Here is a 22,548-nt window from a genome sequence, read left to right as displayed (position 1 = left end):
CCGTCCATGTCGTCCTCGTCCCGCCCCGCCCTGCCGCCGTTCGACCCCGCCGACCCCCTCGGCCTCGACGACCTCCTCGACCCCGAGGACCTCGCGATCCGCGACACCGTCCGCAGCTGGACCGAGGACCGCGTACTGCCGCACATTGCCGACTGGTACGAGCGCGGCGAACTCCCCGGCGTACGCGAACTCGCCCGCGAACTCGGCGGACTCGGCGCCCTCGGCATGTCCCTCACCGGCTACGGCTGCGCGGGCGCGAGCGCCGTCCAGTACGGCCTGGCCTGCCTGGAGCTGGAGGCCGCCGACTCCGGCATCCGCTCGCTCGTCTCGGTGCAGGGCTCCCTCGCGATGTACGCGATCTGGAGGTTCGGCTCCGAGGAGCAGAAGCAGCAGTGGCTGCCGCGGATGGCGGCCGGCGAGGTCATCGGCTGCTTCGGCCTGACCGAGCCGGACCACGGCTCCGACCCCGCCTCGATGCGGACGCACGCCAAGAAGGACGGCACGGACTGGATCCTGACCGGCCGCAAGATGTGGATCACCAACGGCTCGGTGGCCGGCGTCGCCGTCGTCTGGGCGCAGACCGACGAGGGCATCCGCGGCTTCGTCGTCCCCACCGAAAGCCCCGGCTTCTCCGCCCCCGAGATCAAGCACAAGTGGTCCCTGCGCGCCTCGGTCACCAGCGAACTCGTCCTGGACGAGGTCCGGTTGCCCGCCGACGCGGTCCTCCCCGAGGTCACCGGCCTGCGCGGCCCGCTCAGCTGCCTGAGCCACGCCCGCTACGGCATCGTCTGGGGTGCGATGGGAGCGGCCCGCTCGTCCTTCGGAGCGGCGGTGGAGTACGCGAAGACGCGCGAGCAGTTCGGCAGGCCCATCGGCGGCTTCCAGCTCACCCAGGCCAAGCTCGCCGACATGGCCCTCGAACTGCACAAGGGGATCCTGCTCGCCCACCACCTGGGGCGCCGCCTCGACGCGGGCCGACTGCGGCCGGAGCAGATCAGCTTCGGCAAGCTCAACAACGTACGAGAGGCCATCGAGATCTGCCGCACCTCGCGGACGATCCTCGGGGCCAACGGGATCTCGCTCGAGTACCCCGTGATGCGGCATGCGACGAATCTCGAATCGGTGCTGACCTACGAAGGCACCGTCGAGATGCATCAGTTGGTACTCGGCAAGGCGCTCACCGGGCTCGACGCGTTCCGGTAGGACCGGAGCGGTCCGGGGGAGTCGGTGAGCGGCCTGCCGGTCTAGCTCTGGTTGAAGAAACCGTCCGAAGGGCGGCTCGCCGACTCGCCGTTGACGATCGCGGTGTCGGCCGGGGTGAGCAGGAAGACCCGGGTCGCCACCCGCTCGATGGAGCCGCGCAGACCGAAGGTCAGTCCGGCCGCGAAGTCGACCACGCGCTTGGCGTCGCCCGGGTCCATCGAGGTGAGGTTGATGATGACCGGGACGCCGTCCCGGAACAGTTCGCCGATGGCGCGCGCGTCCCGGAACCCGTCCGGGGCGATCGTGCCGATCCGGCGGCCGGAATCCTCGGCCTGCTCGCTGGCGACCCGCACCCGGGGGTCGGTCACCCAGGTCTCGCCGGACTCGGGGCCTTCGGCCGCCTCGTCCTCGTAACCGTCGTAGTAACGCTCGTCATCGTTGTCGTCGACGAGGCCAAGCCAGGCACTCGCCTTGCGCACCGATCCCATGGACGCCTCCTCTCACAGCGGTTCCCTGCTGTCCGCACCCCTATGGTCGTCCATGATGCGGATGTCGCGTCACTCCGACCAAGCGGTTAGTCGCCGCATGGGCCTTTCGTGACGCTACTGGTGCAGAACGCACCCCCATTCTCCAAGGGTCCTGCCAGGTAAGTCTGCTGACAGTGAGTGAAATATGACTTGTCGGCGCGTACGGGTGACGGCGGGCGTGTCGAGCTGCTCGGCGTGGCCGATACGATGCGGTCGCACGTCATCAACGACTCACGGGGGAGCCGTCTTGTTCGGCATCGTCAGGCCCTGCAGCCACCGGCTCGGTGAAGGTCTCAAGACGCAGTGGATGGCGCATCTTTGCGGGCTCTGCCTCGCGCTGCGCAGTGATCATGGCCAGTTCGCGCGGGTCGTCACCAACTACGACGGGCTACTGGTCTCGGTTCTGACGGAGGCTCAGGCCGAGCGGGCCACCGGGTGGCGGCGCACCGCCGGTCCCTGTCCGCTGCGCGGGATGCGCGGCGCCTCGGTCGCCCAGGGCGAGGGTGCGCGCCTCGCCGCCGCCGTCTCGCTCGTCCTCGCCTCGGCGAAGGTGCGCGACCACGTGGCCGACGGGGACGGGGTGTTGGGGCGCAAGCCGGTGGCCCTCGCCGCGCGCCGGGTCGCCCGCTCCTGGGACCGGGCCGGGGCGCGCACCGGGGCCGACGTCGGCTTCGACACCGCCGTACTCGTGGAGGCCGTGAGCCGACAGGAAGGCATCGAGGCGCTCGCCGGGCCCGGCACCTCGCTGCTCGTCGTCACCGAGCCGACCGAGACCGCGACCGCCGCGGCCTTCGCGCACACCGCGCAGCTCGCCGGGCGGCCGGGCAACGCGGCGCCGCTCGCCGAGGCGGGCCGGCTCTTCGGGCGGCTCGCACACCTCCTGGACGCCGTCGAGGACCGCGAGGAGGACGCCGCGCGCGGGGCGTGGAACCCGCTGACCGTGACCGGCGCCTCGCTCACGGAGGCCCGCAGGCTCGCCGACGACGCGCTGCGCGGCATCCGACTCGCCCTGCGGGACGTGGAGTTCACGGATTCCTCGCTCGCGCACCGGCTGCTCGTGCACGAACTGCCGCGCTCCGTCGACCGCGCCTTCGGGACGACGAGCTGCTCGCATCAGCAGCCGGGCGGCGGGGCGGGTCCGGCCGGTCCCGTCGACCCGTACGCCTCCTATCCGCAGCCGGGTCCCGGCGGGCCGGGTGGGCCCGGGGGTCCTTACGCTCCGCAGCAGCCCGGCCCCGGTGGGCCCGGCGGTCCGTACGGGCCTGGCGGTCCCGGTGGGCCCTTCGGGCCTCCGCCCGGCGGGCCTCGGCCGCCGCGCGACCGGCGGGGGCTGATCGCCGGGTGCCTGGTGTGGGCGGGGCTCGCCTGTACGTGCCAGCTGTGCTGCGGCACGCACGAGGACCCGTGGAGCCGGGAGCGCAAGGAGGGGCTGTGCAACGACTGCTGCAGCGCCTGTGACTGCTGCTCCAACTGCGGCGACTGCTGCAGCTGTTGCGGGAGCGGCGGCGGGGGCGAGGGCGGCGAGGGCGGCGACGGCGGATGTTGTGACGGCTGCGACTGCGGCTGCGACTGCGGTTGTTGAGCCGCCACGGCGGCGAAGCCCACCGGACCGACTGATTCCAGCCATGCCCGCGCCCGGACGGAGCGGGCGAATCGGTACACCCCTCAACTCGACGCAGCCGACGGCGAGTTGAGGGCGGAACCCCGAGCAGGGCGCGTACGTCACAACCTCGACGAGCGACCCCGACGGCACCCGCGGACGAACGCGACGCACCCGCCGCCGGGGCCGGAGTGCGTCATGGGCAGACGGCCGAAAGGCACCCTTGTGCGGCCTCCGCGCCGACCGAATACTCCGAGCCAGCGCTTGTCAGGGGCACAACGAATTCGGATTCCGGACGCGGGATCGGAACCGCTGGCCCCCGGCTGCGCCTCACGGGCCCGCTCCCTCCCAGGCGGGCCCCCGATTCCCTCGGAGGAACGCGAAGTGAGGATCAAGCGCACCACCCCCCGCAGCAGCGTCGCGAGACGTGCGTCCCTGGCCGTCGTGGCCGGATCTCTCGTAGCGGCAGGCGCGTTCGCCGCGCCCGCCGCCAGCGCGGACGAGGCGACCACGTACAGCAGCGCCCAGCTGAAGAAGGCGAGCGACGCGGTCCTTGAGGCCGATGTCGCGGGCACGGCCTGGAACGTGGACCCGAAGACCGACCGCGTCGTGGTGACGGTCGACAGCACCGTCTCCCAGGCCGAGGTCAACGAGATCAAGCGCGAAGCGGGCACGAACGCGGGCGCCCTCAAGATCGAGCGCACTTCCGGCAAGTTCAGCAAGCTGCTCTCCGGCGGCGACGCGATCTACGCCTCCAGCTGGCGCTGCTCCGCCGGCTTCAACGTCCGCAATTCGGCGGGTACGTACTACTTCGTCACCGCGGGGCACTGCACCGACGGCGCGGGCACCTGGTACACCAACTCGTCCCGTACGACGACCATCGGCCCGACGGCCGGATCCAGCTTCCCGACCAACGACTACGGCCTGGTGCGCTACTCCAACACCAACCTGACGCACCCGGGCACCGTCGGCAGCCAGGACATCACCAGCGCGGCCGACGCGACGGTCGGCATGTCCGTCACCCGGCGCGGCTCCACCACCGGCACCCACAGCGGCTCCGTCACCGGCCTGAACGCGACGGTCAACTACGGTGGCGGCGACATCGTCTACGGGATGATCAAGACCAACGTCTGCGCCGAGCCCGGCGACTCCGGCGGCCCTCTCTACTCCGGCACCCGCGCGATCGGTCTCACCTCCGGCGGCAGCGGCAACTGCTCCTCCGGTGGTACGACGTACTTCCAGCCTGTGAAGGAGGCGTTGAGCAGGTACGGGGTCAGCGTGTACTGATCTTGTGCGTCTTGCGTCGACGGCTTCTGCGAGCCCCTGCCCGAAGTGTCGGGCGGGGGCTCGTTTTTTGTCCCCTCCCCGCCCCTTCCCGAAAGCTTGCAGCAGCTTCGGGGGCCAGCCCCCGGACCCCCTCCCCCAAGCTCTCGGCTGCGCTCGAGCAGGGGGGACCCCCATCTCAAACGCCGGAGGGGCTGGATTGGGTGGCGATACGGGCCCCGACAGGGGCGCGGGGAACTGCGCGACCAGCCACGACGAAGCGGGCAGTCGAACGAAAGCCGGGGTGCAGCCCCGGAGCTGTCCGCTCAGGACTTTCGGGAAGGGGCGGGGAGGGGGAAGAAAACGTGAACGGGGCGGGGCTGTGGCGTGGTTGTCGAGTGCGCGTCCGGAAGCCGACCTTGTGTGCCCCCTGTGAAAGTGGGAATAGTAACTGTCGCCCGTTGGCATGGACGCGACTATTGGGATAAAGCCAGACATGTCGCTTCTATGTCCGTGATACGCCTTCAGGGCCCGGTGAACCCCACCGATCCGGGCCCGACCCCCCACAGGAGGACGTGACTTGAAGCACCGTCGCATACAGAAGCGCCGCGTGGCCGTCGCAGGTGCGGGCATAGCCGCACTCGTCGCCGCCGGCGTCACCATCCAGAGCGCGAACGCGAGCGACGCCCCCGCCACCCCGGAGCTCAAGACCCTCACCGCCACCGCGGCCGGCAAGCTCGGCTCGGTGCTCGGCAAGGACCTCGGGGCGGACGCGGCCGGCGCGTACTACGACGCCGAGTCCAAGTCGCTCGTCGTGAACGTCCTGGACCAGAAGGCCGCGGACTTCGTCGAGCAGGCTGGCGCCAAGGCCAAGGTCGTCGAGCACTCGCTCGCCGAGCTCAAGAACACCCGTAGCGACCTGATCGAGAAGGCCAGCACCAAGGGTGTGTCCTGGGCCCTCGACCCGAAGACCAACAAGGTCGTCGTCACCGCCGACCGCACGGTCCAGGGCGCCGAGCTCGCCAAGCTCACCAAGGCCACCGACGCCCTCGGCGCGCAGGTCGAACTCAAGCGCAGCAAGGGCGAGTTCAAGAAGTTCATCGCCGGCGGCGACGCCATCTGGGGCGGCAGCGGCCGCTGCTCGCTCGGCTTCAACGTCACGGTCGGCGGCGAGCCGCACTTCCTGACGGCCGGCCACTGCACCGAGTCGATCCAGGAGTGGTCGGAGGAGCAGGGCGGCCCGGTCATCGGCACGAACGCCGGCTCCAGCTTCCCGGACAACGACTACGGCATCGTCAAGTACACCGGCGACACCGCGCACCCCAGCGAGGTCAACCTGTACAACGGGTCGACCCAGGCCATCGCCAAGGCGGGTGACGCGACGGTCGGACAGCAGGTGCAGCGCAGCGGTTCCACGACGCAGCTGCACGACGGTGAGGTCACCGGGCTCGACGCCACGGTCGACTACGGCAACGGTGACGTCGTCAACGGTCTCATCCAGACCAACGTCTGCGCCGAGCCCGGTGACTCCGGCGGTGCGCTGTTCGCGGGTGACACCGCGCTCGGGCTGACCTCCGGTGGCAGCGGGGACTGCTCCTCGGGCGGGGAGACGTTCTTCCAGCCTGTGCCTGAGGCGCTTGAGGCGTTCGGGGCGCAGATCGGCTGAGGTTCTTCTCTCGTACGTACGGTTCGACGGCTCGGCCCGCTTCGGTGGGCCGGGCCGTTGTTCTTTCCCCTCCCCTCCCCTTCCCGAAAGTCCTGCGGACAGCTTCGGGGGCCAGCCCCCGGACCCCAGCTCCTCAAACGCCGGAGGGGCTGGATTGGGCGGCGATACGGGCCCCGACAGGGGCGCGGGGCTGTGACATCAGCGGCTCCGCCGCAGGGCGCGCCCAGCCACGACGGCGCAGCAGTCGAACGACGGGGTCAGGCGCTGACCGAGCTCGACCTCGCCATGCGGGCCAAGTCCCTGTCGGGGTTGCGGCGGTCCTGGCGGAGGAGGGAGAGGAGGAGGGTGAGGGCTGCCGAGCCGACCGCCCAGGCGGCGAGGATCAGGAACGGGCCGCCCGCGCCGTTGCCCTTGAAGTACGCGATGGAGCGGGCCGCGTACGTGCCCGCGCCGGGTGGGAGGGCCGGGCCGAGGGCGCGCCAGAAGTCGGGGAGCAGGGGGTACGGGTAGGCGCCACCCGCGCTCGGGTTGCCGAGGACCACGACCAGGAGGATCGCGAGGCCGATGCCGACCACGCCCGCGATGCCCTGGAATGCCAGAGTCAGTGCGCCGACCGCGAAGACCAGGAGGGTGCCCAGGCCCCACAGGGCCATGACGCTGCCGGGCAGCGCGTCCAGCCACGGGCCCGCGATCAGCGCGCCGAACAGGCCCGCCGCGAGCGAGTAGAGCAGCATCGCGCAGAGCCGGATCAGGGCGCGCGCCGGGTTGGCGGGCTTGGCGCCCGCGCTGATCGCGAGGGCCGATGCGCACAGATAGCCGCCCACGCACCAGCCGACGACGAGGTAGAAGGAGGACAGGCCGCGGGCGTCCCCGGCCGCGCCCGGGACCACGTCCGTGACCGTCAGCCTGCGCTTCTGCGCCTGCTCCGCCGCGCCGACGACCTGTTCGAGGGCCTGCGAGAGGCTGCCGCCCGCCGCGCTGGCGACGAGGAGCCGGTCGCCGGGCGCGCGCGGGTCGACGATCAGGGCGCCGTCCACGTCCCGGTTCCTGATCTGCTCGACCGCCGCCGCCTCGTCCCGTACCGCGTGCGGTTTCAGCGGCTCGCCCGGCAGGGCCCGCAGCCGCTCGACGGCCTGCGCGGTCACCGGGGCGTTCGGGGCCGTCACCGCGATCGGGATCTCCTGCGGCACGGGCTTGTGGAAAGCGCCGATGTACGAAGCGATGAAGGCGAGCTGGATCAGGAGCACCCCGACGACCAGGAGGCCGGTGCGGGCGCTGACCGCGTCTCTGACCTCGTGGAGAAATCCGGTGCCCGGGTCGCCGTCAAGGCCGCCGCCGCGTGTGGTCCTCGTCATGCCCCCACGCTCGGCGGCGAGCCCCGAGGCCGCAGCAGGGCGGGACCGAACGGGTGAGCGGCATCGTGCGGAGCCACGAGGTCGTACGTACGTTCGAAACTGGTCTATGGTGGAGAAGGGGATGCGGAGAGCGATGGTTCAGGTGGGTTCAGGAGGTGCGTGTGCCGGGGTTCGCGCATCTGCGCACCGCCTCCGGGTTCTCGATGCGTTACGGCGCCTCGCACCCGGAGCGGCTGGCCGAGCGCGCCGCCGAGCGGGGCATGGACGCGCTCGCGCTCACCGACCGGGACACCCTGGCCGGAGCGGTGCGTTTCGCCGCGGCCTGCGAGAAGGCCGGGATCCGCCCGCTGTTCGGCGTCGACCTGGCGGTGGCCCCCGCCGTACGGGAGTCCGGATCGGCGCAGGAGAAGCGGCGCACCCCCGTGCGCGGCGGGGCCTTCGTGGACGAGTCCGCGCCCCGCGTCACCTATCTCGCCCGGGACGGCGCCGCCGCCTGGGCCGAGCTCTGCCGCCTGGTCACCGCCGCACACCGGGACGCCGACGGGCCACTCCTTCCCTGGCCCGACAACCACGGCGACGGACTCACCGTGCTGCTCGGTCCCGCGTCCGACGTGGGCCGCGCGCTCGCCGCGGGCCGGCCCGACCGCGCCGCGAAACTCCTCACGCCCTGGCGGGAGCGGTACGGCGACGCGCTGCGCCTCGAAGCCGTCCACCACGGGCTCAAGGGCACCGGCCCCGGATCGCTGCGGCTCGCCGCCCGCACCGTGGGCTTCGCCGCCGAACAGGGCATAACTCCCGTACTCAGCAACGCAGTTCGCTACGCCGACCCCGGCCAGGGCCCCGTCGCCGACGTCCTGGACGCGGCCCGGCGGCTCGTGCCCATCGACCCGCGGGGCGGCCTGGACACCGGCGAGCGCTGGCTCAAGGGCGCCGACGCGATGCTGCACGAGGCCGAGCGGATCGTGGAGGCCGCGGGCTACCGGCGCGAGGCCGCGTACCGCCTGATCGAGAACACCGGGCGGACCGCCGCCGCCTGCCTCGTCGACCCCGAGGACGACCTCGGCATCGGGAGCGTGCACTTCCCGGAGGCGCGGCTTGTCGGCGCCGGGCGGCGCACCGCGCAGCGCGCCCTCGCCTCCCGCGCCGCCGCCGGCATGCTGCTCCACGGCTACGGCGACCGGCGCGCGTACTGGGAGCGGATGCACCAGGAGCTGGACGTCATCGCCCACCACGGCTTCGCCTCGTATTTCCTGACGGTCGCTCAAGTCGTGGACGACGTACGGGAGATGGGGATCCGGGTGGCCGCGCGCGGGTCCGGGGCCGGATCGCTCGTCAACCATCTGCTCGGCATCGCGCACGCCGACCCGGTCGAGCACGGTCTGCTGATGGAACGGTTCCTGTCCACGCGGCGCTCCGTCCTGCCCGACATCGACATCGACGTGGAGTCTGCCCGGCGGATCGAGGTGTACCGCGCGATCATCGGCCGCTTCGGCGCCGAACGCGTCGCCACCGTCTCCATGCCCGAGACCTACCGCGTCCGGCACGCCATCCGGGACGTCGGCGCCGCCCTGTCCATGGACCCCGCCGAGATCGACCGGCTCGCCAAGGCGTTCCCGCACATCCGCGCCAAGGATGCCCGCGCCGCCCTCGACGAACTGCCCGAGCTGAAGGACGTGGCCCAACAGCGGGAGAAGTACGGGCGGTTGTGGGAGCTGGTCGAAGGGCTCGACGCACTGCCGCGCGGGATCGCCATGCACCCGTGCGGGGTGCTGCTCTCGGACGCCTCGCTGCTCGCCCGTACGCCTGTCGTGCCGACCAGTGGCGAGGGCCTGCCCATGTCGCAGTTCGACAAGGACGACGTGGAGGAGCTCGGGCTGCTCAAACTCGACGTGCTCGGCGTACGGATGCAGTCCGCGATGGCGCACGCCGTACGGGAGGTCGAACGGGCCACGGGCACGGCCGTCGACCTGGACGCGGTCCCGCAGGGCGACCCGGCGACGTACGAACTCATCCGCAGCGCCGAGACGTTGGGGTGCTTCCAGATCGAGTCGCCCGGCCAGCGGGACCTCGTCGGACGCCTGCAGCCCTCGACCTTCCACGACCTCGTCGTGGACATCTCACTGTTCCGGCCGGGCCCGGTCGCCGCCGACATGGTGCGGCCGTTCATCGAGTCCCGGCACGGCCGCAGGCCCGTCAGCTATCCGCACCCCGACCTGGAGGCGCCGCTGCGCGAGACGTGCGGAGTCGTCGTCTTCCACGAGCAGATCATCGCGATGGTCGACATCATGACGGGCTGCGGCCGCGGCGAGGCCGACCGGGTGCGGCGCGGGCTCTCCGACCCCGACTCGCAGGGCCGGATCAAGGTGTGGTTCGCTCAGCACGCGGCCGCGAAGGGGTACGACGCGGAGACCATCGGGCGGACCTGGGAGATCATCGAGGCCTTCGGCTCGTACGGATTCTGCAAGGCGCACGCCGTCGCCTTCGCCGTGCCGACCTACCAGTCCGCCTGGCTCAAGGCGCACCACCCGGCCGCGTTCTACGCCGGGTTGCTCACCCACGACCCCGGCATGTACCCGAAGCGGCTGCTGCTCGCGGACGCGCGGCGGCGCGGGGTGCCGGTGCTGCCGCTGGACGTGAACCGGTCCGCGGTCGCCCACCGTATCGAACTGGTGTCGGATTCTGCCGGTTCGGAGGGTGCGCGGTGGGGGATCCGGCTCGCGCTGTCCGACGTGCACGGGATCAGCGAGGCGGAGGCGCGGCGGATCGAGGAGGGGCAGCCGTACTCCTCGCTCCTCGACTTCCGGCAGCGCGCCAGGCCCGGCCGGCCGGTCGCCGAACGGCTCGCGCAGGTCGGCGCGTTGGACGCGTTCGGCGGCAACCGGCGCGACCTGCTCCTGCACCTCGCCGAACTGCACCGCGGCGCCCGCGGCTCGTACGGGGAGCAGCTGCCCCTCGCGGGCGGCCGCCGCACCGCGGCCGTCGGACTGCCCGACCTCGGCGAGGCCGAACGGCTCAGCGCCGAGCTCGGCGTCCTCGGCATGGACGCGTCCCGGCACCTCATGGGCGACCACCACGCGTTCCTGCGCGAACTCGGCGTGACCTCCGCGAAGCGGCTGCGCCTCGCCGAGAACGGGCAGACCGTCCTGGTCGCGGGCGCCAAGGCGGCCACCCAGACCCCGCCGATCCGCTCCGGCCGCCGCGTCATCTTCACCACCCTCGACGACGGCACCGGACTGGTCGACCTCGCCTTCTTCGACGACAGCCACGAACGGTGCGCGCACACCGTCTTCCACTCCTGGCTGCTCCTCGTCCGCGGCGTGGTCCAACGGCGCGGCCCGCGCAGCCTGTCCGTGGTGGGCTCGGCCGCCTGGAATCTGCAGGAGCTGGTCGAGCTGCGGGAGTCGGGCGGGCTCGGGGCGGTGGGGGAGCGGCTGGCGGTTCCTGCTGCGGGTGGGGATACGGATGCGGATGCCGGTACGGGGCCGGGCGTCGATGCGGGGCCGGCCGCCGATACGGGGCGGCGGATCCGGATGCCCACCGGCTACGAGATGAACCCGTGGGCCGACCTTCAGCCACCCGGCGAAGGCCCCGCGGGCGGACGGAAGTTGTGGCACCAGAGTCCGGGGAGCGCGGGATGATTCTCTGTGTACGGTTCGTACGGCCCCTGGACGGGGCGAGCGACACCGGGAGCGGCGACGGCGAGGCCCTGCTGCCCGAACTCATCGCTCTGCTCGGCGAGTTGACGCCCGTCGTCGAGGCCGCGCCGCCCGACACGGCCCTCGCCGACGTGCGCGGCGCCCTGCGCTACTTCGGCCGGGACACCGAGCAGCTGGCCGCGCTCGTACGGGTCCGCGCGCTCGCCCTGCACGGCGTGGACTGCGTGATCGGCGCGGGCCCCAACCCGATGCTGGCCAGGATGGCGGCCCGGGAGGCGGAGCCGGGCCGGACCCGGGTGGTGCCCGCGACGCCCGACGGCGTACGGGAGTTCCTGGACCGCAAGCCGGTCGTCGCCCTCGAAGGCGTCGGCCGCGCCACCGCCCGCACCCTGTGCGCGTACGGCCTCGACTCCGTCGACCGGGTCGCCGCCGCACCGCTCGGGACGCTCCAGCGGATTCTGGGGGTGCGGGTGGGGCGTGAGGTGTACGAGAAGGCGCAGGGCGTCGACCGCACGCCTGTCGTTCGCAACGCAGCGGCCCGCTCCCTCGCCGCCGAACGGCCTTTCTCCCGCGATGAGTTGGACCCGGTCCGGCACCGGCGTGCGCTGCTCTCGCTCGCCGCGGAACTGGGGGCGCGGATGCGGGGCGCGGGGCAGGTGTGCCGCTCCCTGACGCTGACGGTGCGCTACGCCGACCGCTCCACGACCACCCGCTCCCGTGCGCTGCGCGAGCCGACCGCGCACTCGGCGGCGTTGCGGGGCGTCGCGTACGGGATGTACGAGGGGCTCGGGCTGCAGCGGGCCCGGGTGCGGGCGCTCTCGCTGCGCGCGGAGGGTCTCGGTCCTGCCTCACAGGCTGCTCGCCAGCTGATGTTCGACCCGGCCGATGAGAAGGCGCGGCGCTTGGAGGCTGTGGTGGATCGGGTTCGGGAGCGGTTTGGGGTGTTGGTGGGGTAGGTGTTGCCCTGCGGGCGGCTTTTCCCCTCCCCGCCCCTTCCCGAAAGTCCTGGCGGACAGCTTCGGGGCTGCGCCCCGTACCCCGGTTTTCGTTCGGCTGCCGCGCCGTCGTGCTGGTCGCGCAGTTCCCCGCGCCCCTTTCGGGGCTCCATCGCGGCCCAAAATTAGCCCCTCCGGCGTTTGAGATGGGGGTCCCCCCTGCTCGAGCGCAGCCGAGAGCTTGGGGGAGGGGGTCCGGGGGCTGGCCCCCGTGGCTGTCCACCAGGACTTTCGGGAAGGGGCGGGGTGGGGGAGGAAACGCCTTGTCAGGAGAGCAGCCTGCGCAGTGCATACCCGAAGACGGCCCGGCCCGCGTAAGTCGTCAACGGGTCCAGGGCGCGGGGCAGGACGCGTACTCGTAGGTCCTCGCGCCATACGACGTGCGAGCCCGTGCCGAGTGGCCGTACCTCGATCTCTGCCCAGCCGGTCAGGAACGTGCCCGTTTTGAGTAGGCGGCAGTGGCCGAACTGGGCGTCGGCGCGCGGCGGTTGCCACTCGGTGACTTCCATCGGGTCGTCGAAGGCGAATCGGCCCACCCCCGTGCGGGCCACGAAGCGCGTGCCCTTGGTGGTGGGCGGGGCCGTCAGGAGTGTCGTTCGGGTCAGTGGGACCTGGGCCGCGTGCCGGGGCCAGTCGGTGACGCGGTGCCAGGCCTCGGCGGGCGGGAGCGGGCAGCGGCGGGCGATGCGGAACTCGGGCACCCGGCCAGCGTAGGACGGCCGGCGGGCAGCGCCGGCTGAACGCGGGTGCGCCGCCGCCCCCTCGACGTGACGTACGGGGGAGCGGCGGCGTAGCCGAGCCGCAGTCAGCGGCCGTGGCGGCCGGACGTCGCAGCGCGGCGGCGGACCGAGCCGAACAGGGCCGCGGCGCCCACGGTGAGCGCCGCGGCGCCGCCGATCGCGATGTACGGGGTGGTCGAGTCGCCGCCCGTCTCAGCGAGTTCGGTGCCGGCGGCCGCGGGCTCGGCCGAGCCGTTCGCCTCGGGTGCGTTGCCGGTGCCCGCGCCCTCGTCCGACGGCTGGGTCTCCGTGGCGCCCTCGGAGTGATCCGCGTGGTCCCCGCCGTGGCCGGAGTGGTCCACCGTGGACTTCTCGGCGCCGGCGTCGATCTGCTCACCCGACGGGGCCTCGGCCTCCGGGGCCTCCGGGGCCTCCGGGGCCTTCGCGGCCGCGCCGCCCCCGCCGAACGTCACGTCCGAGCAGGTGTAGAACGCCTCGGGGGAGTCCGAGCGCTGCCAGATGCTGTAGATCAGGTGCCGGCCGGACCTGTCGGGAACGGTGCCGTCGAAGACGTACTCGCCGTTCTCCAGCTTCGGGTCGGTGACCTTCGCGAACGGCTCCGACTCCAGGTCCGACCACTTCAGCGGCTTGCTCGGGTCGTAGCCGTCCTTCGTGATGTACAGCTCGAACGAGCCCTTGTGCGGGGCGGTCGCCTTGTAGCGGAACGTGTGCTTCCCTGCGCCGAGTTCGCTGGCCGGCCAGTCGGCGCGCGGCAGGTCGAGGCCCTTGTACTTGTCGCGGCCCGCGCTGCACAGCTTGCCGTCGGGGATGATCTCGCGGTGCTTGCCGGCGGCGTCCGCGATGTTGACCTCGTTCCAGTCGTAGAAGGCCTGCGCCCCGCTGGCCGCGACCGCGGCCTTGCAGGCGGCCGACTGCGGGGACTCCGGGCCCTCCGCGAAACAGGCCGAGACGCGGCTTACCGGGTCCGTCATCGAACCGTGCGCGGCGGCGGGGGACGCGGCCAGGGCGGTCAGCGCGAGCGGGGCTATGCCGAGGGCGGCGACGGTCGCGACGGTGCGGCGGGTGTTCATGGGGCTCCTCGAAACAGTTCGCGAAACGGTTCGCGTCGGGGGTTGGCGAGAGTCGAAGCTAGCCGCTGAGAACCGTGAAATCGCCTGCTGAGGTGGGGTCTTGGGGATCCTTATGGTGCGCTTAAGGGGCGGCTCAGAGGTCGTTAAAGGGGGGTGGTGGAACGTCCGGATTTCTTCCCCGGGCCCGGGGGACGACAGGTGAGCGACAGCTGTACGGACCGGACCCGCTCACCCCACCCACCGGTACCGCCGCTCCGGCCGCCCAGTCCCCCCGTACTTGAGCGTGACCTCGACCCGGCCCGTGTCCGCGAAGAACTCCAGGTAGCGGCGGGCGCTGACCCGGGAGAGGGAGCCCGCCTCGGCGCACTGCGAGGCCGAGAGGTCGCCTGCCTGGGCGCGCAGCACCCGCTCGACCAGGTCCGCGGTGTGCGCCGCGAGGCCCTTCGGCAGTTCGCGGGAGCCCGGCGGGCGGGTGCCGAAGATCTGGTCGACGTCCTCCTGGCGGGCCTCGCCCAGGTCGTCCAGGCGGGCCCGCAACGCGGCCACATGCCTCAACTGCTCCTGCAGCGCCGCCTGGTTGAACGGCTTGATGAGGTAGTGCAGCGCCCCGGCGCGCAGCGCGGAACGGATCACCTCCGCGTCCCTGGCCGCCGTGATGAACAGCGCGTCCACCCGCGGCCGCGCCGGATCCCGCTCCTCCGCCGCCCTGAGCTCCCGCAGTACGGCGATGCCGTCCATGTCCGGCAGATACACGTCGAGGAGTACGAGATCGGGGTGGAGCCGCTCGGCGGCCCGCAGCGCCTCCGCACCGCTGTGCGCGACCCCGGCCACGGCGAATCCTTCCATCGCGGACACGAAGCGGCCGTGCAGCTTGGCCACCATGAAGTCGTCGTCCACGACAAGCACGTTGACGGGGACTTTCGTCTGCTCGTTCACCGCGTCAGGCTAGGTAGCCGACCACAACGACCACAACGTCCGTTGCTTGCGGAAGAGAGACAGCTTGTTAACGCCCAGGCAACATGTGGGCCACCTCACAAGCGACTCTTTCCCCTTCACGTACCGACAGGTGGTGGCACACGTGCGCCTGCGCACACCCCTCGCCCTGCTCGGGGCCGCGCTGCTCGTGCTCGCCGGGCCGCCGCTGCTCACCCCGGGCAGCGGCGCCGAGACCGGCACGCAGATCCCGGGCCTGCGCTTCATGGTCCCCAACACCCCGGGCGGCGGCTACGACATCACGGCCCGCACCGCGGCCAAGGACGCCGAGGACGCCGGACTCACCCACAACATCGAGGTGTTCAACCTGCCCGGTGCGGGCGGCACCGTGGGCCTGACCCGGCTCGTCGGCGAGCACGGCAACGGCAAGCTCGCCATGTCCATGGGCCTGGGCGTCGTCGGCGCCGCACGCTCCAACCACTCGCCCAAGACCCTCGCCGACACCACCCCGATCGCCCGCCTCACCGAGGAGCAGGACGTCGTGGTGGTCGCCAAGGACTCCCCGTACAAGACCATCGACGATCTCATCGACGCCTGGAAGAAGAACCCGGGCAAGATGCCGGTCGGTGGCGGTTCCTCGCCCGGCGGGCCCGACCACATCGCGCCGATGCTCATGGCGCGGGCGGCCGGGATCGAGCCGAAGAAGGTCAACTACGTGCCGTTCGACGGCGGCGGTGAACTCCTCGCCTCGATCCTCGGCAACAAGGTCGCCTTCGGCGTCTCCGGCGTCGGCGAATACCTCGACCAGATCAAGTCCGGCGAGCTGCGGCTGCTGGCCGTGACCGGGCCGAAGCGGGTCGCGGGCCTCGACGGGCCGACCCTCAAGGAGTCCGGCTACGACGTGAACTTCACCAACTGGCGCGGCGTCGTCGCCCCGCCCGGCCTCTCCGACAGCGAACGCGAGAAGCTCACCGGCCTCGTCGAGAAGCTGCACGCCTCGGAGCAGTGGCAGAAGTCGATGAAGAAGAACGGCTGGGAGGACGCCTTCGCCACCGGCGACGAGTTCGGCGACTTCCTCGACGCCCAGGACAAGCGTGTCGTGTCCGTACTGAAGGAGCTCGGGCTGTGACCACGACGACCACCGAAACGCCCCCCGCGCAGCCCGAACCGCGCCGGTCCTGGCTCAAGGAGCACTCCGAACTCGGCGTGTCCGTCCTGCTGTTGGTGCTCGGCGTGCTCGTCCTCACCGACGCGCTCACCATGGACGTCGACATCACCCAGCGCGGCCCCGTCGGCCCGAAGACCGTGCCGATCGTGGTCGGTGTCGGGCTGCTCGTCATCGCCGCCCTGCTCGCCGTCGACGTGCTGCGCGGCGGCCGCGGCGAGTCCGAGACCGGCGAGGACGTCGACCTGTCCGAACCCGCCGACTGGCGCACCGTCCTGCTCCTCGCCGGGGTCTTCCTGGCCACCGCCGTCCTGATCGACCCGCTCGGCTTCCCGATCGCCGGAGCGCTGCTCTTCTGGGGCGCAGCCTTCGCGCTCGGCAGCCGCCGCTTCGACCGCGACCCGCTCATCGCCGCCGGGCTCTCCCTGCTCACCTACGTCGTCTTCAACAACCTGCTCGGGGTGCCGCTGCCCGGCGGTCCGCTGATGGGAGCGCTGTGACATGAACGCCCTCAACTCCCTGATCGACGGCTTCGGTACGGCCCTGTCCCCGCTCAATCTCCTCTGGGCCGCGATAGGCGTGCTCCTCGGCACCGCCATCGGCGTCCTGCCCGGCATCGGCCCCGCCATGGCCGTCGCCCTGCTGCTCCCCGTGACGTACGGACTCGACCCGACGGCCGCGTTCATCATGTTCGCCGGGATCTACTACGGCGCGATGTTCGGCGGCTCCACGACCTCCATCCTGCTCAACACCCCGGGTGAGAGCGCCGCCGTCGTCGCGGCGATGGAGGGCAACCCGATGGCGAAGGCGGGGCGCGGCGCACAGGCGCTCGCGGCCGCCGCCATCGGCCACTTCGCAGGCGGCATGGTCGGCACGATCCTGCTCGTCGCCCTCGCCCCGAAGATCGCCGAACTCGCCGTCGACATCGGCGCACCCGACTATTTCGCCATCATGGTCCTCGCGTTCATCGCGGTGACCAGCGTCCTCGGCTCCTCCCGCATCCGCGGCATGGCCTCCCTGCTCATCGGTCTCACCATCGGCCTGATCGGCCTCGACCAGATGACCGGCCAGCAGCGCCTCACCTTCGGCTCGCTCCAACTCGCCGACGGCGTCGACGTGGTGATCGTCGCGGTGGGCCTGTTCGCGATCGGCGAGGCCCTGTGGGTCGCCGCGCACCTGCGCCGCACCAGCGGCGAGGCCATCCCGGTCGGCCGCCCCTGGCTCGGCAAGGCCGACGTCAAGCGCTCCTGGAAGTCCTGGCTGCGCGGCCCCGCCATCGGCTTCCCGTTCGGCGCGATCCCGGCCGGCGGCGCGGAGATCCCCACGTTCCTCTCGTACGTCACGGAGAAGCGGCTCTCCAAGCACAAGGACCAGTTCGGCAAGGGCGCCATCGAGGGCGTCGCGGGCCCCGAGTCCGCGGCCTCCGCGTCGGCGGCCGGAACCCTCGTCTCCATGCTCACTCTCGGCCTGCCGACCACCGCCGTCGCGGCCGTGATGCTCGCCGCGTTCCAGCAGTACGGCATCCAGCCGGGCCCGCTCCTCTTCGAACGGGAACCGGAGCTGGTCTGGGGCCTGATCGCCTCGCTCTTCGTCGGCATGGTGCTGCTGCTCGCCCTGAACCTGCCGCTGGCCCCGCTCTGGGCGAAGCTGCTCCGCATCCCGCGGCCGTACCTCTACGCGGGCATCCTCTTCTTCGCCGCGGTCGGCGCGTACGCGGTCGGCGGTGAGGCGCTCGACCTGGTGATCCTCCTGGTCATCGGCCTGATCGGCTTCGGCATGCGGCGCTACGGACTGCCCGTCCTGCCCGCCGTCATCGGAGTCATCCTCGGCCCGGCCGCCGAACAGCAGCTGCGCCGCGCCCTGCAGATCAGCGACGGCAGCGTCACGGGCCTCGTGAACACGCCGTTCTCGGTGACGGTGTACGCGGTCGTCCTGATCCTGCTCGCCTGGCCGCTGCTCAAGAAGCTGTTCGTACGCGGCAGTTCGGACCGGCCGGACCGATCGGACCGTACCGTCGACGCATGACGACTCCTGCTGACATCCGGCCCGCCACCACGACCGACGTCGCCGCCGTACGCGCGGTGACGGACGCCGCGTACCACCGCTACATCGAGCGCATCGGCCTCCGCCCCGCGCCGATGGACCGGGACCACGCCGCGGACGTGGCGGCGGGCCGGGTGTTCGTCACCGGTGACCCCTTCACCGGCCTGGTGGTCCTCGTCCCGCACGCGGACCACCTCTACCTGGAGTCCATCGCGGTCCACCCCGACGCCCACGGGCGCGGGGTGGGCCGTGTTCTCCTCGCATTCGTGGAGCGGCGGGCCGTGGAGCTCGGGGTGCCGGAGGTGCGGCTGCTCACGAATGCGCTGATGTGGGAGAACCAGAAGATCTACGCCCGGTACGGGTACGAGGTCGTCGAGCGGCGCGTGGACGGTCCGTACGACCGGATCCACTACCGCAAGCGGGTGGGCGCCGGGGCGTGACTTTTCCCCTCCCCGCCCCTTCCCGAAAGGCTGCGCCGCTGTTCGTTCGGCTGCGGCTTTCGTCGTGGCCGGTCGCGCAGTTCCCCGCGCCCCTATCGGGGCCCCGCGCCGGCGGTCAGCTCTCTGGCCACCATGTTCTGCGGATGTCCTCGCGGACTTCGGGGCGCGGCCGGGCCGCCTCTTCGCGGCGCTCCTCGGCGCGGCGGTGAGCGGCGGGCCTGGTCAGGGGCTTGTGCAGGGTCTGGCGACGCATGACGGCCTCCTAGGGTGGAGCAGGCCTGGTTCCGCGTTCGGGAGACAGACCCGGAAGAGGAGCGTCACCCATAGCCGGACCGCTGTCTGTGGCCTGCGTCACTCCATCTGGTGCGTCGGGCCGCGCTCAGGGGTGTGGATCACGTTCTACGGGGCCGTTCCTGCGCCCCGTGCGCCCTCTGTGCACTCCTGTGACGGAGCGGATACGGAGCGGATGTGAGGCCTGCGGGACGCGTCAACTGACCGGCGCTCGACGGCCGTTGTCAGTGGCGCCTGCGACCATCGGCCTCATGACCACCGAGAGCCGAGGAAGCGCCGACACCAACGACGGCACTGACGGCACCGCCCGCACCGGCCGCCCGAAAAGCGCGGAAAGTTTCGACTTCGACACCCTCGACCGTCCCATCGACTGGGACGAAGCCGCACCCCACTTCGACGAGGCCCCCGACCACGGCCTGCGCGACGCCGAGGTCCGCGCCGCCTGGGCGGGTCGGCTCGCGGACTGGCTGCCGCAGGCCCCCGCGGACGTGCTCGACCTGGGCTGCGGCACCGGCAGCCTGTCACTGCTCGCCGCCGGGCAGGGCCACCGCGTCACCGCCGTCGACAGCGCGCCCCGCATGGTCGAGCGGGCCCGCGCGAAGCTCGCCGGGACCGGGGCCGAGGTGCTCGTCGGCGATGCGGGCAGACCTCCGCTCGACGGCGGCCGCCGCTTCGACGTGATCCTGGCCCGGCACGTCGTCTGGATGCTGCCGGACCCGGAGGCCGCCCTGCGCCACTGGTGCACGCTGCTCCGGCCCGGCGGCCGACTCGTCCTGGTCGAGGGAGTGTGGGGCGAGCAGAGCCCGGTCGGGATCCCCGCGGCCCGGCTCGCCCGCGCCCTCGCCCCGCTCGCCGGGCGGGTGCACACCGAGTCGCTGTCCGGCGACGCCCGGCTGTGGGGCGGCCCGGTCAGCGACGAGCGGTACGCGCTTGTGGCGGTCGTGGACGGCCCGCGCCGCCACCGGGAGGTGGTCGACGTGCACCTGATCGTGCGCAGGGGCGGCGAGGTCCTGCTCACCCGCCGCGCCGGCACGGGGTACGCGGACGGCCTGCTGCACGCCCCCTCCGGCCACGCGGAGGACGGCGAGGACGTACGGGCGGCGGTGATCCGCGAGGCCGAGGAGGAGGTCGGCCTGCGCCTGGCGCCGGAGGACCTGCGCGTCGCCCTCGTCATGCAGCACCGCGGCCCCGGCGCCGAGCCCCGCATCGGCTGGTTCTTCGAGGCGGCCCACGGGGCGGGCGGCACCCCCGTCAACCGCGAGCCGGACAAGTGCTCGGAGCTCGGCTGGTACGCCCTGGACGCCCTGCCGGACGACATGGTGGCGTACTGCAGAGCGGGCCTCGACGCGTACCGCGCGGGCGAGCGCTTCGTCCTCCACTGGCACGAGGATGACGACCCGGTGGCGTACGAGCCGAAGGCCCGGAGGGCGGTGCCGCTGCCGATGAGCGAGGGATAGCGCCGGGCGCGCGGGGCTCAGGTCGCGAGCAGGGGCTCCAACTTGTCTCCCCTGGCGAGGAGTTCGAGCTCGTCCAGGGCCGCTGTGGCAGCCGTGGCGGCCTCGGGGTCCCGCTCCGCGAGGCCGCTCTCGGCGAACTCGTCCTCGTCGAGCCGCAGCACGGACGTGCCGTCGGCGGACACCCACAGGTCCAGGTCCAGGTCCTCCACGACGACGCCGTCCGCGCCGACCTCGGCAGGCCGGGTCACATCGCAGTACCAGCCCTTCAACTCCCCGTCGCCCGCCCGGACTTCCTTCACCGCGTACCACCGGTCCCGCCAGTAGTGCTCGGTGAACACGTCGCCCGGCTCGAAGCGTACGAAGCCGAAGTCGCGCACGCCCTCGCCCGCCCAGAGCGCGCGTACGACGAGGTGGACGCCGTCGTCGCTCAGCAGCGTCGCCGGATAGCCGATCTTCGTGCGCCCCGCCTTGCGCAGCACCACGTCCACGGTGCCGCCAGCGCTGCCGGCGCCGCCCGTACCGCCGTTACCTCCCATGCCGTCCTCAGTCGATGCCGAGTTCTCTGACATGCCGTACCTCCGTCGCACAGATTTCGTAACCGAACCACTTGTTGACCGCCAGCATCGGCAGGTTCTCCGCGTCGTTGCCGGTGAACGCCTCGGTGAGGCCCGCCGCCCGCGCCCGGTGCAGCGAGTGCGCCTTCACGAGCTTGGCCAGGCCGCGGCCCCGGTGGGCACGGAGCACGCCCGTCATCCCCGAGGAGTAGCGGCTGACCCGGTCCGTGCGGGCCGCGGTGAACGCCGCGGGAGTCCCGTCCACGACGGCCACCACGGTGAGGTCGCGGTCCAGGCCCGGATGACCCCAGGTCGTCGTCAACCAGTCCTCGTAGTCGTCGAGTTCGGCGCCGATGTCGCTCGGCTCGTCCGCGGTCGTCGCCGCGTCGAGGGCGAACAGCGGCCGCGGATCGCCCGCGAAGTCCGCCGCCGTGCGCAGCTCCACCCCGGCCGGGATCTCGGGCGGCGGCGGCAGCGTGTCCGCCGCCAGGTCGAGCCGCAGGAAGCGCGCGGAGCGGCGCGCCTGGTAGCCGCGCCGCTCGGCGAAGCACCGGTTCGCGCTCGCGTCAAGGACCCAGGAGTAGACGGAGCTCGCGCCCGCGCACGCCAGATGCTCCTCGGCGGTGCGCAGCAGCAGTGAGCCCGCGCCCTGCCCGCGGTGGTCCGGGTGGACGTACACGTTCGCGTACGCCTGCCCCGGCGTGCCGCTCTCGTACGCGAGGCCGACCTGGGCACGGCCGACGAGCCGGCCGTCGATCTCGGCGACCAGGAGCCGATGGGCGCTCGCGGGGTTGGCGTGCGCCACCGCCCACACGATCTCCTGCTCCGTCGTCACCAGGAACGGGATGGCCGCGCGGAGCACGTCGACGGTCGCCGCGGCGTCCTCGGGGCGGAATTCTCTGACGAGCACAGTCATGGTGACGGACCGTACGACGCGAACCCCGGCCCGCGCCTTTGAATTTCCGTTCCGTACGCCAGAATCGACTCCGTGACCCTCAAGATCCACGTCGACCATGAAGCCGGCGCGCCCTACGAGCAGGTGCGCGCCCAGATCTCCGAGCAGGCCAGGTCGGGCGCACTGCCCGTGGGCCACAAACTTCCGACGGTACGAGGCCTCGCGGAGCAACTCGGCCTCGCCGCCAACACAGTGGCCAAGGCGTACCGCGCGCTGGAGGCGGACGGGGTGATCGAGACCCGTGGTCGTAACGGGACGTTCATCGCTGCGGCGGGGGATGCGGCGGAGCGGCGTGCGGCTGCGGCCGCGCAGGTGTTCGCGAGGGAGGCCCGTCGCCTCGGCCTCGGCCAAGGGGCCGCCCTCGACGCGGTACGGGACGCACTGCGCGCGGCGTACGAGTAGGTCTTTCTCGGGGCTGCGCCCCGGGCCCCGGCTTCGTCCTTCGGCTGCCGCGCCGTCGTGGCTGGTCGCGCCCCGCGGCGGAGCCGCTGATGTCACAGCCCCGCGCCCCTTAAGAACCAGCCCCTGCCGGGGCTGAATCCCGCCCCCAGCCCGCAAAATCCAGCCCCTCCGGCGCTTGAGGAGCGGGGGTCCGGGGGCTGGCCCCCGTGGCTGTCCGCAGGACTTTCGGGAAG

19 protein-coding genes and 1 pseudogene are annotated in these 22,548 nt (G+C 72.2%); 12 read left to right on the top strand and 8 right to left on the bottom strand.

From position 1 onward, the window contains the following. The first annotated feature begins 6 nt into the window (after positions 1 to 6). Positions 7 to 1,203 (top strand): acyl-CoA dehydrogenase family protein, encoded by a 1,197-nt coding sequence (locus tag QIS96_RS26255; RefSeq protein ID WP_282545218.1) that lies wholly within the window; start codon positions 7 to 9, stop codon positions 1,201 to 1,203. A gap of 41 nt (positions 1,204 to 1,244) precedes the next feature. Here the strand turns inward: QIS96_RS26255 and QIS96_RS26250 are convergent, their stop codons facing one another. Further along, complete coding sequence (locus QIS96_RS26250) at positions 1,245 to 1,691, bottom strand: cell division protein SepF (RefSeq protein ID WP_282545217.1); 447 nt, start codon at positions 1,689 to 1,691, stop codon at positions 1,245 to 1,247. 286 nt (positions 1,692 to 1,977) lie between these two features. Between QIS96_RS26250 and QIS96_RS26245 the strand changes: the two genes are divergently transcribed. The 3 genes from QIS96_RS26245 to QIS96_RS26235 all read left to right on the top strand — a co-directional run bounded on the left by QIS96_RS26245 (position 1,978) and on the right by QIS96_RS26235 (position 6,259). Next, a complete protein-coding gene (locus QIS96_RS26245; protein WP_282545216.1) occupies positions 1,978 to 3,312 on the top strand; it encodes a DUF5685 family protein in 1,335 nt (444 codons plus the stop codon). A 402-nt stretch (positions 3,313 to 3,714) separates the two neighbouring features. Next, positions 3,715 to 4,617, top strand: coding sequence for a S1 family peptidase (locus QIS96_RS26240; protein ID WP_282545215.1), 903 nt, complete (start codon positions 3,715 to 3,717; stop codon positions 4,615 to 4,617). A 556-nt stretch (positions 4,618 to 5,173) separates the two neighbouring features. Beyond that, on the top strand, positions 5,174 to 6,259 hold the full coding sequence (locus QIS96_RS26235; RefSeq protein ID WP_349017416.1) for a S1 family peptidase: 1,086 nt from the start codon (positions 5,174 to 5,176) through the stop codon (positions 6,257 to 6,259). Between the two features lie 257 nt (positions 6,260 to 6,516). Here QIS96_RS26235 and QIS96_RS26230 read toward each other — a convergent pair whose 3' ends face one another. Further along, a complete protein-coding gene (locus QIS96_RS26230; protein WP_282545213.1) occupies positions 6,517 to 7,614 on the bottom strand; it encodes an ABC transporter permease in 1,098 nt (365 codons plus the stop codon). Positions 7,615 to 7,775: 161 nt separating this feature from the next. On the opposite strand from QIS96_RS26230, the gene QIS96_RS26225 reads away from it, so the two are divergent. Together QIS96_RS26225 and QIS96_RS26220 are read left to right on the top strand one after the other, a co-directional pair. Further along, entirely contained in the window at positions 7,776 to 11,252 is a 3,477-nt protein-coding gene (locus QIS96_RS26225; protein WP_282545212.1) for a DNA polymerase III subunit alpha, read from the top strand. Then, entirely contained in the window at positions 11,249 to 12,226 is a 978-nt protein-coding gene (locus tag QIS96_RS26220; RefSeq protein ID WP_282545211.1) for a DNA polymerase Y family protein, read from the top strand. Before QIS96_RS26225 ends, QIS96_RS26220 begins: the two co-directional genes overlap by 4 nt. A 305-nt stretch (positions 12,227 to 12,531) precedes the next feature. Here QIS96_RS26220 and QIS96_RS26215 read toward each other — a convergent pair whose 3' ends face one another. From QIS96_RS26215 to QIS96_RS26205, 3 genes are all read right to left on the bottom strand, one after another. Continuing rightward, positions 12,532 to 12,966 (bottom strand): SRPBCC family protein, encoded by a 435-nt coding sequence (locus QIS96_RS26215; RefSeq protein ID WP_282545210.1) that lies wholly within the window; start codon positions 12,964 to 12,966, stop codon positions 12,532 to 12,534. 104 nt (positions 12,967 to 13,070) lie between these two features. Next, entirely contained in the window at positions 13,071 to 14,075 is a 1,005-nt protein-coding gene (locus QIS96_RS26210) for a lytic polysaccharide monooxygenase auxiliary activity family 9 protein (RefSeq protein WP_282545209.1), read from the bottom strand. A gap of 228 nt (positions 14,076 to 14,303) precedes the next feature. Further along, a complete protein-coding gene (locus tag QIS96_RS26205) occupies positions 14,304 to 15,011 on the bottom strand; it encodes a response regulator (protein WP_282545208.1) in 708 nt (235 codons plus the stop codon). A gap of 142 nt (positions 15,012 to 15,153) precedes the next feature. Here QIS96_RS26205 and QIS96_RS26200 point away from each other — a divergent pair, with 142 nt between their 5' ends. The 4 genes from QIS96_RS26200 to QIS96_RS26185 are packed head-to-tail and all read left to right on the top strand — an operon-like array spanning position 15,154 to position 18,656. Then, positions 15,154 to 16,137: a Bug family tripartite tricarboxylate transporter substrate binding protein gene (locus QIS96_RS26200; RefSeq protein WP_282545264.1), complete on the top strand. Its 984-nt coding sequence runs from the start codon at positions 15,154 to 15,156 to the stop codon at positions 16,135 to 16,137. Continuing rightward, positions 16,134 to 16,673: a tripartite tricarboxylate transporter TctB family protein gene (locus QIS96_RS26195; RefSeq protein WP_282545207.1), complete on the top strand. Its 540-nt coding sequence runs from the start codon at positions 16,134 to 16,136 to the stop codon at positions 16,671 to 16,673. Before QIS96_RS26200 ends, QIS96_RS26195 begins: the two co-directional genes overlap by 4 nt. Position 16,674: 1 nt before the next feature. Then, a complete protein-coding gene (locus tag QIS96_RS26190; protein ID WP_282545206.1) occupies positions 16,675 to 18,198 on the top strand; it encodes a tripartite tricarboxylate transporter permease in 1,524 nt (507 codons plus the stop codon). Then, on the top strand, positions 18,195 to 18,656 hold the full coding sequence (locus QIS96_RS26185; RefSeq protein ID WP_282545205.1) for a GNAT family N-acetyltransferase: 462 nt from the start codon (positions 18,195 to 18,197) through the stop codon (positions 18,654 to 18,656). Before QIS96_RS26190 ends, QIS96_RS26185 begins: the two co-directional genes overlap by 4 nt. 115 nt (positions 18,657 to 18,771) lie before the next feature. Here the strand turns inward: QIS96_RS26185 and QIS96_RS26180 are convergent, their stop codons facing one another. After that, a complete protein-coding gene (locus QIS96_RS26180) occupies positions 18,772 to 18,909 on the bottom strand; it encodes a hypothetical protein (RefSeq protein WP_282545204.1) in 138 nt (45 codons plus the stop codon). A gap of 403 nt (positions 18,910 to 19,312) precedes the next feature. On the opposite strand from QIS96_RS26180, the pseudogene QIS96_RS26175 reads away from it, so the two are divergent. Continuing rightward, positions 19,313 to 20,389, top strand: a pseudogene (locus tag QIS96_RS26175) (methyltransferase domain-containing protein); the annotation flags it as partial. Positions 20,390 to 20,421: 32 nt separating this feature from the next. Here the strand turns inward: QIS96_RS26175 and QIS96_RS26170 are convergent. After that, positions 20,422 to 20,940, bottom strand: a complete 519-nt coding sequence (locus QIS96_RS26170) for a DUF402 domain-containing protein (protein WP_282545263.1) — start codon at positions 20,938 to 20,940, stop codon at positions 20,422 to 20,424. 7 nt (positions 20,941 to 20,947) lie between these two features. Then, entirely contained in the window at positions 20,948 to 21,874 is a 927-nt protein-coding gene (locus tag QIS96_RS26165) for a GNAT family N-acetyltransferase (protein WP_282545202.1), read from the bottom strand. Positions 21,875 to 21,946: 72 nt separating this feature from the next. On the opposite strand from QIS96_RS26165, the gene QIS96_RS26160 reads away from it, so the two are divergent. After that, the gene (locus QIS96_RS26160; RefSeq protein ID WP_282545201.1) at positions 21,947 to 22,315 is read left to right on the top strand and encodes a GntR family transcriptional regulator; all 369 of its coding nucleotides are present in this window, start codon (positions 21,947 to 21,949) and stop codon (positions 22,313 to 22,315) included. The last annotated feature ends 233 nt before the right edge of the window (positions 22,316 to 22,548 follow it).

This window comes from Streptomyces cavernicola (assembly GCF_029968035.1).
Taxonomy (GTDB): domain Bacteria; phylum Actinomycetota; class Actinomycetes; order Streptomycetales; family Streptomycetaceae; genus Streptomyces; species Streptomyces cavernicola.
This window is presented reverse-complemented; position numbering and strand designations above follow the sequence as displayed.